Raw genomic sequence first — 12875 nt, 5'->3', positions numbered from 1 at the left:
GGCAGTTCCCGGTCAGTTTGACCACCAGCCTCCGTCCACTGGGGCTTGGAAGGCGGCAGGTCCGGTTGAAAAAAAGCCGGCGCAACCCTTCAGGACACCTGCCGCTTGGGCTCGGAAGTTGTCCCGGCGGCGCCGGCAGGGAGGTTCCCTTCCCCCGGAGAAAAGGAGCTGGGAACCCCAACCCGGCGCACCGATCATGTCGCATGCGCCAGGCCTTGGGAGCCCTATTTGATGTAACCGGCCTTCGTCATTTCGCGCGTCGTCAGCTGCTGGGCGGCAGCAAGCGCATCATCCACGCTGGTCTGCCCGGCAAGCGCTGCCGAGAATTGCTGGCCGACGGCCGTGCCGAGACCCTGAAATTCCGGGATCGCGACGAACTGCACGCCGACATAGGGCACCGGCTTGACGGCCGGGTTCTTCGGGTCCGCCGCGTTGATGCTGTCAAGCGTCATCTTCGCGAACGGCGCAGCCTTCTGGTATTCCGGGTTCTCGTAGAGCGAGGTGCGGGTGCCCGGAGGCACGTTCGCCCAGCCGTCCTTCTCAGCCACCAGCTTCAGGTAGTCCTTGCCGGTTGCCCAGGCGACGAACTTCTCGGCGGCCGCCTGCTTCTGCGTGCCGGCCGGGATGGCGAGATTCCACGCCCACAGCCAGTTGCCGCGCTTGCCAAGTCCGGTATCAGGGGCGAGTGCGAAGCCGACCTTGTCGGCGACCGTCGATGCCTTCGGATCGGTCACGAAGGAAGCAGCGACGGTGGCGTCGATCCACATGCCGCACTTGCCGGTCTGGAACAGGGCCAGGTTCTCGTTGAAGCCGTTCGAGGAGGCGCCCGGAGGGCCGGCGTCGTTCATCAGCTTGACGTAGAAGTCGAGCGTGTTCTTCCATTCCGGCTGGTCGAACTGCGGCTTCCAGTTCTCGTCGAACCAGCGCGCGCCAAAGGCGTTCGCGGTTGCCGTCAGGAAGGCCATGTTCTCGCCCCAGCCGGCCTTGCCGCGCAGGCAAATGCCGTAGATCTCCTTGTCCTTGTCGGTGATCTTGCGGGCGGCATCGGCGATGAACTCCCAGGTCGGCGCATCCGGCATGGTCAGCCCGGCCTTCTCGAAGAGGTCCTTGCGGTACATCACCATCGAGCTTTCGCCGTAGAAGGGTGCGGCATAGAGCTTGCCGTCCTCGCCGGTCAGGCCGGAACGGATCGCCGGCAACAGGTCGTTGACGTCGTAGTCGGCGCCGAGATTGTCGAGCGGCAAGAGCCATCCCTGCTTGGCCCAGATCGGCACTTCATAGGTGCCGATCGTCAGGACGTCGTACTGGCCGCCCTTGGTGGCGATGTCGGTCGTCACGCGCTGGCGCAGCACGTTTTCCTCGAGCGTGACCCAGTCGAGCTGGATGTCCGGATTTTTGGAGGTGAAGTCGTCCGTCAGTTTCTGCATGCGGATCATGTCGCCGTTGTTCACGGTCGCAATGGTCAGCGTCTCCGCATTGGCAAATCCGCACAGGACAACGGCCGAGCAGGCGCCCAGCAGCAGCGTCTTCAATTTCATTTCTTCCTCCCAGAAGCCAAATGAGCATTTGCTTCGCTCATGGGCAATTACTCACCCATTCCCGCCAAATGTCAACGCTGATTCTTCGCTGCGCCGCCGAAAGCAGAGAGCGGGGATTGATGTACCTGGATAAATTTTCGCTTTTGCCCCGCGGGCGTTGGTGTATGTCCGAGCTCTCAATTTACATCGGGCACCGCCCGATAGATCGTCGCGATGGAGCACACGTCATGGGCCGAGACACACTGGACATTGCCGCCCTTCTCGACGCGATGGCGGAAAGTCCCAGACGCGACAACAGCGCCTATCACGCGGCCATGGCCGAAGCCCGCCGGGCGTTCGAGAATGCGGAAGCAGCATTGGGCGGACCCGTGAAGGTCAAGATCAAGACCAAGACCAAGCGAAACGGCAGCCACGTCGTGAAGTGGACCTTCAAGCGCCTCGCATAGAGCTGTGCCGGCAAACGTTTATCGGCTGTTTTCAGTCTGAAAGCGAACTGGTCGAGAAAGACGCAGAGCTTGACCTATGCGGGGCCTCTGACAATATCGAGCTACAGTTCCAGGAAGTTCGACAACAACGCAAAATGGAAGTCCTCGGCTTGGCAACGCCAGCCGGCAATTGAATTGCGATAGCGGCCACGCTTTGCATGGCCGGCGCTACTTGATGCCAGCAAGGAGTTCTCAAAATGATTTCAGCGTCGGAATGTCTGAATTTTGCTCGCAACACAGCGCTTGGCCTTGTTGCCTGGGTTGCGATTGCCACCGTCGCACAGGCGCAGTCCGATCCCCTGCCTTCATGGAATGACACCGCTCCCAAGAAGGCGATCGTCACCTTTGTCGAGAAGGTCACAAAGGAAGGAACACCTGACTTCGTGCCGGAACCGGCGCGCATCGCGGTGTTCGACAATGACGGTACGTTATGGACCGAGCACCCAATGTACACCCAGCTCGTCTTTGCCCTCGACCGGGTCAAGACCATGGCGAAGGACCATCCGGAATGGAAGGATAAGCAACCGTTCAAGGCTGTTCTGGAAGGTGACCTGAAGGCGTTGGCAGCCGCAGGCGAAAAGGGTCTGATGGACCTCATCATGACCACCCATGCGGGAATGACCGATGACCAATTCGCAACGATCGTGACCGATTGGCTCGCTACGGCTCGGGACCCGCGGTTCAAGCGTCCCTATACCGAACTTGTCTACCAGCCGATGCTGGAACTGCTCGCCTATCTGAGGGCGAACGGCTTCAAGACCTTCATCGTTTCGGGCGGCGGCATCGAGTTCATGCGTCCGTGGACAGAGAGCGTCTACGGCGTCCCGCCCGACCAGGTGGTCGGCTCGTCGATCAAGACGGAGTTCTTTATGCGAGATGGCGTACCGGTGCTGCTGCGCCTGCCGCAGGTCAATTTTGTCGACGACAAGGCCGGAAAACCGGTCGGCATCAATGCGCACATCGGGCAACGGCCGATTGCAGCATTCGGCAATTCCGACGGCGACCTGCAGATGTTGCAGTGGACGACGCTGGGGGCGTCGACGCCCCGCTTCGGGATGATCATTCACCACACTGATGCCGAACGGGAATATGCCTACGATCGTGACACTGATTTTGGCCGCCTGGACGAAGCCCTCGAAATCGCACCGATAAACGGCTGGACAGTCGTCGACATGAAATCCGACTGGAAGGAGATCTTTCCGCGCAATTGATCCAGGCGTGGAGACCCAGGGAGGATCGGGCGCAGGCATCGCGCTGGTAAGAGCAAGATCGTGCGCTCGCCGCCCTTCTGTTCCACCAATGAAGGAGCTTTCGGCCCGGACTCACGCCGACAGCAGATAGCGCGCCGTCGCCTCGTCCGTGACAAGGCCGTTGATCATCCGCCCCTTCAGGGCCGAAAGGATAGCCAGGTGTTTGCGCCGGCCCTTGGCAAGGCCGATGACGGTCGCCCTGTCACGCGAGGGAAGCGGGACGGAAGCGACGCGCTCGTTGATGCTTCCGGGCATCAGAACGCCCTCGCGGTCGAACATCCAGCCGCAGATTTCGCCCGCCGCCCCCTGCTCCATCAGCCGCGCCATTTCATCCCGGCCGAGAAAACCGTCCTCGCAGAGCGGCGCGTCGGGACCGAGTTCGCCGATACCGACGAAAGCGACGTCCGCCTCCTCTCCGAGTTTCAGGGCCCTCTGTACGAGACTCTGCCTGTGCAGCAGGTCCCGCTCCTCAGCCGACGAAACCAGAACGGGCAGCGGCATCGGAAAATGCCGCGCCTTGACGGCGTCCGCCATGCTGAAGATGACGTTGTAATAGGCGGCCGAGCCGTCCGGTCCGATATTGCCCGTCAGCGACATGATGCGATGCTGCGGACACTCCATGGCCGGCAACTGATCTATCGCGGCCTTGAGCGTGCGTCCGGTGCCGACCGCAAGCACGATCGGATCCGGACGCTTCAACCAACGCTCGATTTCCGCCGCCCCCGCCTCGGCGATGCCGACGGTCGTCGAGGTCGAGGCAGGATCGGTCGGCACGACGTCGACATAGCGCAGAGCGAAGTGCTGCTTGAGCCGCTGGGCAAGCTCGAGGCACTCGGCGATCGGATGATCGAGCCGCACCTTGATCAATCGCTCGGCGACGGCGAGCGAGACAAGGCGCTGCGCGGACTGCCGCGATATGCCCATGGCGGCCGCGATCTCGTCCTGGGTGCGGCCGGCGACGTAATAGAGCCAGCCGGCTCTCGCCGCATCGTCCAGCCTGCCACCTGTTTCGGATCGCCTTGCCATGGTCTGACCTCAAACTGTCTCGATGTGCTGACATCATTTCAGCAGCGCTGTCAAATCCGTCATCGAGGTTGCGCCGCAACCAATAGTTTGCGTTGCAGCATCAAACAAAACCAGATTTATGACTTTTGTAGTCAGGATTTATTCAGCTCAACCACCTGGAAATCCAGCACTTCCACCAAAACTTTTACCGTTTGATAAAAAAATAAAGCGTGTTACCGTTTCATCATCCAAAGCCCACTCGAATGGGAGATAACAATGGGAACAAACGCATCTGGGATTCATGGCGGCAGGCTTTCGTCGGCGGACTATGAGAAAAACTTCTCCGACCTTCATCCGCCCCTGGATCATCATGAGGCACTGGTGGCGGCCGATCGCTGCTACTTCTGCCATGACGCGCCATGCATGACGGCCTGTCCGACCACCATCGACATTCCGATGTTCATCCGCCAGATCTCGACCGGCAATCCGGTTGGGTCGGCCAAGACCATCTTCGACCAGAACATCCTCGGCGGCATGTGCGCCCGCGTCTGTCCCACCGAGACGCTGTGCGAGCAGGCCTGCGTCCGCAACACGGCGGAAGAGCGCCCCGTCGAGATCGGCCGGCTGCAGCGTTATGCCACCGACACGGCGATGGAGCGGAATATCCAGTTCTACGAGCGCGCCGCCCGCACGGGCCATCGCGTCGCCGTCATCGGCGCCGGCCCGGCCGGTCTTGCCTGCGCCCACCGGCTTGCCGTGAACGGCCACGACGTGGTCGTCTTCGACGCCCGCATAAAACCCGGTGGACTTAACGAATACGGCATCGCCACCTACAAGGCGACGGACGACATCGCCCAGCGCGAGGTGGACTACGTGCTCGCCATTGGCGGCATCGAGGTCCGCAACGGCCAGAGGCTCGGCCGCGACTTCACCCTTGGGGAACTGACCGACAATTTCGATGCCGTCTTCCTCGGCATGGGCCTTGCCGGCGTCAATGCGCTTCAGGTCGAGGGCGAGCAGCTTGCCGGCGTCGATGACGCCGTCGACTTCATTGCCGCCCTGCGCCAGGTCGAGGACAAGGCCGATATCGCGATCGGCCGCCGCGTCGTCGTGATCGGCGGCGGCATGACGGCGATCGACGCCGCCGTTCAGGCCAAACTGCTCGGCGCCGAGGAGGTGACGATCTGCTACCGCCGCGGCAAGGAGCAGATGAACGCTTCGGAATTCGAGCAGGACCTCGCCACGTCCAAAGGCGTGATGATCCGGCACTGGCTGCAGCCGAAGAGAGTCGTCGGCAAGGACGGCCACGTCGCCGGTATCGAGGTCGAATACACCGAGATCCGGGACGGCAGGCTTGTCGGCACCGGCGAGACCGGCATCCTGGCCGCCGACCAGATCTTCAAGGCGATCGGCCAGACGTTCGACCCGATCGGTGTCAGCAACCTGCAGCTTGAAGGCGGGCGCATTGCAATCGATGCGGAAGGCCGGACCTCCGTGGCCCGCGTCTGGGCGGGCGGCGACTGCGTCAAGGCAGGCGAGGACCTGACCGTCACCTCGGTCGCGCAAGGGCGCGATGCTGCTGATTCGATCAACCGGACGCTTGCCGCTGGCGCACGTCCCTCCGTTGCCGTCGCCTGAAGGGAGAACGAACCATGGCTGATCTCCGCAACAATTTCGTCGGCATCAAGTCCCCGAACCCCTTCTGGCTGGCCTCCGCCCCGCCGACCGACAAGGCCTACAACGTCGAGCGCGCCTTCAAGGCGGGCTGGGGCGGCGTCGTTTGGAAGACGCTCGGCGAGGAAGGCCCGCCGGTCGTCAACGTCAACGGCCCGCGCTACGGCGCAATTTGGGGCGCCGACCGCCGGCTCCTCGGCCTCAACAACATCGAGCTCATCACCGACCGTCCCCTGCAGATCAACCTGCAGGAGATGAAGCAGGTGAAGATGAACTGGCCGGACCGGGCGTTGATCGCCTCGATCATGGTGCCGTGCGAGGAAAATGCCTGGAAATCCATTCTTCCGCTGGTGGAAGAAACAGGCGCCGACGGCATCGAACTCAACTTCGGCTGCCCGCACGGCATGTCCGAGCGCGGCATGGGTGCGGCCGTCGGCCAGGTGCCGGAATACATCGAGATGGTGGTGCGTTGGTGCAAGCAGTACACGCGCATGCCGGTCATCACCAAGCTGACACCGAACATCACCGACATCCGCAAGCCGGCGCGTGCCGCCAAGGCCGGCGGCACCGACGCCGTGTCGCTGATCAACACGATCAACTCGATCACCTCGGTCAACCTCGACACCTTCTCGCCCGAGCCGTCGATCGACGGCAAGGGCAGCCATGGCGGCTATTGCGGCCCGGCGGTGAAGCCGATCGCCCTCAACATGGTGGCCGAGATCGCCCGCGATCCGGAAACCTACGGCCTGCCGATCTCCGGCATCGGCGGCGTGACGACCTGGCGCGACGCGGCCGAGTTCCTGGCGCTCGGCGCCGGCAACGTACAGGTCTGCACCGCGGCCATGACCTACGGCTTCAAGATCGTCGAGGAGATGATCACCGGGCTCTCCGACTGGATGGATTCCAAGGGTCACAAGACCCTGGACGACATCACCGGCCGTGCCGTGCCGAACGTCAGCGACTGGCAGTACCTCAACCTCAACTACGTCGCCAAGGCGCACATCGACCAGGACGCCTGCATCAAGTGCGGCCGCTGTCACATCGCCTGCGAGGACACCTCGCACCAGGCGATCACCTCCATGGTCGACGGTATCAGGCATTTCGAGGTGATGGAGGACGAGTGCGTCGGCTGCAATCTCTGCGTCAACGTCTGCCCGGTCGACAACTGCATCACCATGGTGCCGCTGGCCGCCGGCGTCCTTGACCAGCGCACCGGCAAGCCGGTCGACCCGAACTACGCCAACTGGACGACCCATCCGAACAATCCGATGGCCCGCCAGGCCGCGGAATAGTTCCACCCCGCAGCTATCCCAGGCCCCATCCTCATGGTGGGGCCTGGGCACCGGTCCATGCGCCAAACGTTCGCATACCGGCACTCGGGCCGATGCCCAAACATCCGGGCGACGCCCTGCCTCACCTCATGGCGGCGGGCAAGATTTCAGCGAAATTTCAGAACCCGTTCCAGATTTTCTGCACCGATGAGGCCACACTCCCCTATCCGATGGAGGGAGTGGCCATGACGACGCACCGCCACGAACGCACCGCATATCAAGACCGCAGGGATGAACTGATCGACCTGATCGGTTCCGGCATCACCGCCTATCCCGGCAGCGAGATGGGCTATCTGCTCGACATGCTGTCCGACGATGCCACAGAGGCTTCTGCGCCGACGCCCCTGCGCGCCTGGTCCTGGCGAGAAATGTTTACGTTTGGAGCCGTCCTGCGCTTGACTTGATGGCCGCGCGGGGCTCCGATGGAGGGGGTGTTCCGCGGGGACTCCATCGGTGGACGAGAGTGGCGATCAACGGCTGTTCCGCATCGGTGACTGCGTGCTGGATCTCGATTGCGGCACGCTGGTGCGCTCCGGCACGCCGGTTTCGGTCCGCGCCAAGACCTTTCTTCTGCTCTCCCATCTTGCGCGGCATCGCGGCAAGGTTCTTTCCAAGGATGCGCTGCTCGACGCCATCTGGCCGGACGTTTCGGTCACTGAGGATTCGCTGACGCAGTGCATCTGCGATGCCCGAAGGGCGCTGGGCGGCGAGGCGCAGCAACTGCTTCGGACGGTCCCGCGGCGCGGCTACGTTCTGACACTCCCCGACGCCACCGAGCACCCGCCGGCCGTTTCGCCCGAAGAACCCGCCCATGACGCGGCCCTGCATCTCTCGCAGGAACCGACGGTCGCCGTGCTTCCCTTCAAGAATGCGGGCAACAATCCGGATGACGCGCTGTTCATCGATGGTATCGTCGAAGAGATCACAAACGGGCTGGCGCGCTTCAAGACCGTTGCGGTGATCGCCCGCAATTCCGCCTTCGCTTACCGCAGCGAGCCGGGCCCGGCGGGCGAAACGATCGGTAAGGCGCTGGGTGTCGATTTCGTGGTGGAGGGATCGGTGCGCAGGCTCGGTTCGCGCCTGACCATCGCGGCATCCTTGAGCGAGGCGCGCGACGGCCACCGCCTCTGGGGTGAGACGTTTTCCGGCGACGGCAGCGACCTTTTCGCGTTGAACGAAATTATCGCCTACCGCATCATTTCGCGGCTGCTAGCGAACATCGAAGGCGCGGTCCTGCAGCGCCCGGCTGCACCGACACCGGAAAACATCGACGCTTTCGAGCATCTGACGCGCGGCATCGCCCTGCTGCGCAGTTACGGCGAAGGCGTGAACGAACGCTCCCGCATCCATTTCCTTCGCGCCGTCGAGCTCGACGAGCGATACGGTCTCGCCCATGCCTATCTCGCGCTGACAGATCTCATCATCAACGGCTACGGCGGGTCGCCGCGCGACGTCATTGTCGCCTGCCGCGACCGGGTGCTGACGGCGCTTGCGCTGGCTCCGGAGGAAGCCCGATGCCATCGCATCATGGCGGTCGTCCTGCTCTGCCTTCGCGAGCACGCGGCGGCCGAGCAGCATCTGCGTCGCTCGCTGGACCTCAACCCTTACGACGCCGACACGCTGGCGCAGATGGGCTATTTGCTGACGATGCGCGGGCGTCCCAACGAGGCGCTGGAGTGGATGGATCGTGCCGTTCGCCTCAATCCAATCCATCCGCAGTGGTATCACTACGATCGGTCGATACTGCTCTACACGATTGGTGAATACCGGAAGGCGGCCGAGGAACTGGTTAGCATTCCCCAATGCGGCGTTCTGCACGACATACGGCTTGCAGCCTGCTACGCGATGACGGAAATGCACGCAAAAGCCGCCGCGCAGATACGGCAGATTCTCCAAGCAAAGCCCGGCCTATCGATTGAGGAGACTATCAAGACGCGGCTGGAGTTCGAGCGGGATGAGGACATCGAGCATATTCTGCGCGGCGTGCGGCTGGCGCTGGATTGCTTTTCCCGTGACGATGGTTCCTAGACCGGACATTGCGACAATCCTCAATTTGTAAGAACCGTAAGGGGGAGCACCTGCCTGGAGTGACACCCCGTCCGTCATGGAGGGTTTGCGGATAATCGACCTCCCGGAACAAATACCCCTGACGGTACGTGTCACCCATGCTAAGCCGGCAAAGTTTCGCACAACCGGAAGCATCTTCGTGGATCGGACGACGCAGCACACCAGACAGGCCGCTTCAAACCCGCAGGTATCGCGCCGGGAGCGGCTCTTAGGCCACCTTGCCATGCTGCTCTTCTCCGTGCTCATCGCCGGCTCCTTCTCCTTCGGCAGGCTGGCGACACAGCACATGGATGCGGGTCCGTTGATGCTCTGGCGTTATCTCCTGACCATGCTGGTGATGGCCGTCCTTGCCTTCGGCATATTCCGCGCTCCGTTTGCTCTGCCAAGGGAAACCTGGCGCTTCCTGGTCCTCGGCGGACTGATCGCCTTCTACATGCTGACGATGTTCATCGCGCTGGAGTTTACGGATCCGGTCTCGACCGGAGCCGTCTTCACGCTCATGCCGTTGCTGAGCGCCGGCTTCGCACTGCTCTTCCTCGGCCAACGCACCCGCTCGGGCGTCCTGATCGCCCTGGTGATTGCGGCCATTGGCGCTGTCTGGGTCATTTTCCGCGGCGAAATCGACGCGATGCTCTCCTTCGATGTCGGTCGCGGCGAAATCATCTTCTTCATCGGCGTCGCGGCACACGCCGCCTATGTGCCGCTGCTACGCAAATACGGCCGGGGCGAGAACCCGTTCGCCTTCGGCTTCTGGGTCACGGTCGCTTCCACCCTGTGCCTGCTGCCCTTTGGCGCGCGGGAGCTCGCGGCGACCGATTTCGCCACGCTGCCTCTGGTCGTCTATGGCGCCGTTGCCTATCTCGCCGTCATGACCACGGCGGTTACATTCCTCCTTCTCCAATACGCCTCCATGCGGCTGCCAGCGCCGAAGGTACTTGGATACGGCTACCTGACGCCGAGCTTCATCATCGTCCTCGAAGGTCTTCTCGGTCACGGCTGGCCCCATGCAACCGTGTTCGCCGGCGCCCTCGTCACCGCCTGTGGCCTTGTGGCCATGGCGCGCTTGCCGGACTGACGACACGCCCTGGCTGCGAAGGAACGTCGCACCCCATCGCAATTCAGAAAAATTTCACAGCCATGGTGTCAAAGGGGGGCGTTCGCTGCCTTAGCTGGCGCGGCGGGGCGAAGTTGGGGGCATCATATGACTGACGACAGCTGGTCCGTATCGGGCCTGCCGGCGAGTTGGGCGCGCGTTGCGCGTGATGCATTGCTCGTTGCCGGCGTCATCTTTTGCGCAGCACTGTTCGGCATCCTCACCAGGCCCGTCGGTTTTCTTGCAGCGTTCTGGCCCGCAAACGCGGTCTTGCTCGGCATCATGATCCGCAGTCCACGCCTGGCCTCCTTTTCCGGCTGGACCGGCGCCTTCGCCGGCTACGTCGCGGCCGATCTGGTGACTGGCGGATCATTCGGCCTGACCTTGTGGATGACCTGCGCCAATATGGCCGAAGCGGCCGTCGGCTATCTGTTGTTTCGGCGAATCTCCGTGGATCACCAGCGCCTGCGCTGGCCGCAATCGTTCATGCTCCTCTTCGCCGTCTGCTGCAGCGCCGCCGCCGCAGGCGCCTTTATCGGCGCCGGTGCGGCGAGCCTGGCATTCGGACGCGATTTTGCGATCGGCCTGGAGTACTGGTTCGGCACGGAACTCGCCAATGCCATCGTCGTGCTGCCGGTCATCCTGACCGCGCCGCGGCCGCGCGACATCCCTTGGCCGAGGCGAATTTTCGCGACAGTCGAAGGGACGCGCGATGTGATGCCGGTCGCAGCCCTTGCCGTCTCCATCCTGCTTGGCAATCTGATTGAAGGTCCCGGCTCGTTCGCCTTTCCGGTCCCGGCGCTGCTGTGGTGTGCCGTCAGCTACTCGCTGTTCACCACCGCCGTTCTCACCCTTATCTTCAGCATGTGGGGCATGGTGATCGTCACCGGGTCTTTCGCGACGCTGCCGGCCCACATCGACCTGCTCACATGGGGCAAGTCGATCCGCCTGGCGCTTGCGCTGATCGCACTGGCACCCCTCACCGTCGCCAGTGTCACCACCACGCGCAACGAACTCCTCAAACGCCTGCAGGATTCGGTCGATCACGACGCGCTGACACGCGCCCTCACCCGCAGCACATTCATCGATCGAAGCGAACGCCTGCTGGAAGCGGATGCCACCAGACCCGGCTTTGCCGCGGTGCTGATGCTCGACGTGGATCGGTTCAAGTCCGTCAACGACCGCCACGGCCATGCTGGCGGTGACGCGGCGCTCGTTGCCTTCGCCGGTTCGGTTACCGAAGCGCTTCGCAAGGAGGACCTGTTCGGCCGGCTGGGAGGCGAGGAGTTCGCCGTCTTCTTCCCGGATACGATGCGCGAGGAGGCCGCCGCGATCGCCGAGAACATCCGCCGGACGGTCGAAGAACGGCTGGTCGATGTCGGCAACGGCAACCGCATTCCGATAACCGTCAGCGGCGGGCTGGCCTTCCAGACCGATACAGCCAAGCCCTCTCTGGACGCCCTTCTGGCTCAGGCCGACACCGCGCTCTATCGGGCAAAAGCCGACGGACGCAACCGCATCGTTGTTTTCACGACAGCATGTCTTGCGAAAGTGGGAACCGGCGAAGGAACAAGCCCCTAAACAGTGACAAGCGGCCGGTGATCAGGAAGCCTGGTCCCGCACCTGCAAGCCGCCGATGAAGAGCTGCTCGAGAAAGCGAGCGGCATCCTCGAAACGGCCATCGCCCGCCTGATCCTGCCCCAATACCGCGCGCACCTGCACGTCGAAGTCGGCGTAGTGCTGGGTCGTCGACCAGATCGAAAAGATCAGGTGATAGGGATCGCATTTCGCGATCTTGCCGGCCTTGGCCCAGTCGAGGATCACTGCCGCCTTCTCGTCGACGAGCGCCTTGAGCGGTCCTTTCAGCTCGTCCTCGATGTTGGGCGCGCCCTGCAGGACCTCATTGGCGAAGAGCCTGCTTTCGCGTGGGAAATCCCGCGCCATCTCAAGCTTGCGGCGAATGTAGCTGCGGATTTCCGTTACCGGATTCCCCTCTGCGTCAAACTCGCGAAGGGGGTCAAGCCAGGTGTCCAGCACGCGCGTGATCAATGCGCGGTGCATCGCCTCCTTGGTGCGGAAATAATAGAGCAGGTTCGGCTTCGACATGCCTGCAACCTCGGCGATCTGGTCGACCGTCGCCCCCCGATAGCCATGCAGCGAAAATACTTCCAGCGCGGCCTCCAGGATTCGCTCTTCCTTTTCCTCCTGAATTCGCGTGCGCCGCTGTGTCTTCGCCGCTCTCGGTAGAACCATCTTGCCTCTCAGCTTTTGCCCGAACAGAAAAGTGCAGTCAAAATCACCAGTTTAGCCCATGCCATTTTTCTGGGCCAAGCCCGCGGCTTTTCGCTTTTTCGACTTGAGTGCCGCAATGGAAGCTGTAATGTTTACCAACCGGTCAAATTATCGGCGAGTTGCGCTTCAAACGCAACGGC

General features: G+C 62.6%; 11 protein-coding genes. 8 read left to right on the top strand and 3 right to left on the bottom strand.

What is annotated here, in order from left to right:
* Positions 1-224: 224 nt before the first annotated feature.
* Positions 225-1538 carry an ABC transporter substrate-binding protein gene (locus AC1DDS_RS15495; protein ID WP_477479724.1) on the bottom strand — a complete coding sequence of 438 codons (1314 nt, stop codon included), beginning with the start codon at positions 1536-1538 and terminating at the stop codon, positions 225-227.
* Between the two features lie 227 nt (positions 1539-1765).
* Here AC1DDS_RS15495 and AC1DDS_RS15490 point away from each other — a divergent pair, with 227 nt between their 5' ends.
* Both AC1DDS_RS15490 and AC1DDS_RS15485 read left to right on the top strand, forming a co-directional pair.
* Complete coding sequence (locus AC1DDS_RS15490; protein ID WP_477479723.1) at positions 1766-1984, top strand: hypothetical protein; 219 nt, start codon at positions 1766-1768, stop codon at positions 1982-1984.
* A gap of 236 nt (positions 1985-2220) precedes the next feature.
* Complete coding sequence (locus AC1DDS_RS15485) at positions 2221-3234, top strand: HAD family hydrolase (protein ID WP_477479722.1); 1014 nt, start codon at positions 2221-2223, stop codon at positions 3232-3234.
* Between the two features lie 111 nt (positions 3235-3345).
* On the opposite strand, the gene AC1DDS_RS15480 is transcribed toward AC1DDS_RS15485, so the two are convergent.
* Positions 3346-4299: a sugar-binding transcriptional regulator gene (locus AC1DDS_RS15480; protein WP_310419050.1), complete on the bottom strand. Its 954-nt coding sequence runs from the start codon at positions 4297-4299 to the stop codon at positions 3346-3348.
* Between the two features lie 255 nt (positions 4300-4554).
* Between AC1DDS_RS15480 and AC1DDS_RS15475 the strand changes: the two genes are divergently transcribed.
* From AC1DDS_RS15475 to AC1DDS_RS15450, 6 genes are all read left to right on the top strand, one after another.
* Positions 4555-5916 carry an NAD(P)-dependent oxidoreductase gene (locus AC1DDS_RS15475; protein WP_477479721.1) on the top strand — a complete coding sequence of 454 codons (1362 nt, stop codon included), beginning with the start codon at positions 4555-4557 and terminating at the stop codon, positions 5914-5916.
* A gap of 14 nt (positions 5917-5930) precedes the next feature.
* Positions 5931-7244, top strand: coding sequence for an NAD-dependent dihydropyrimidine dehydrogenase subunit PreA (gene preA, locus AC1DDS_RS15470; protein WP_310419044.1), 1314 nt, complete (start codon positions 5931-5933; stop codon positions 7242-7244).
* 92 nt (positions 7245-7336) lie between these two features.
* Positions 7337-7687, top strand: coding sequence for a hypothetical protein (locus AC1DDS_RS15465; RefSeq protein WP_477479720.1), 351 nt, complete (start codon positions 7337-7339; stop codon positions 7685-7687).
* A 49-nt stretch (positions 7688-7736) separates the two neighbouring features.
* On the top strand, positions 7737-9311 hold the full coding sequence (locus AC1DDS_RS15460; RefSeq protein WP_477479719.1) for a winged helix-turn-helix domain-containing tetratricopeptide repeat protein: 1575 nt from the start codon (positions 7737-7739) through the stop codon (positions 9309-9311).
* Positions 9312-9489: 178 nt separating this feature from the next.
* Complete coding sequence (locus AC1DDS_RS15455; protein WP_477479718.1) at positions 9490-10425, top strand: DMT family transporter; 936 nt, start codon at positions 9490-9492, stop codon at positions 10423-10425.
* Between the two features lie 126 nt (positions 10426-10551).
* Complete coding sequence (locus AC1DDS_RS15450) at positions 10552-12024, top strand: GGDEF domain-containing protein (RefSeq protein ID WP_477479717.1); 1473 nt, start codon at positions 10552-10554, stop codon at positions 12022-12024.
* 21 nt (positions 12025-12045) lie between these two features.
* On the opposite strand, the gene AC1DDS_RS15445 is transcribed toward AC1DDS_RS15450, so the two are convergent.
* Entirely contained in the window at positions 12046-12696 is a 651-nt protein-coding gene (locus tag AC1DDS_RS15445; protein ID WP_477479716.1) for a TetR family transcriptional regulator C-terminal domain-containing protein, read from the bottom strand.
* Positions 12697-12875: the final 179 nt, after the last annotated feature.

Source organism: Mycoplana sp. 10N416 (assembly GCF_056394765.1).
The sequence above is the reverse complement of the archived record's forward strand: the minus strand, read 5'-3'. Positions and strand labels throughout refer to the sequence as shown.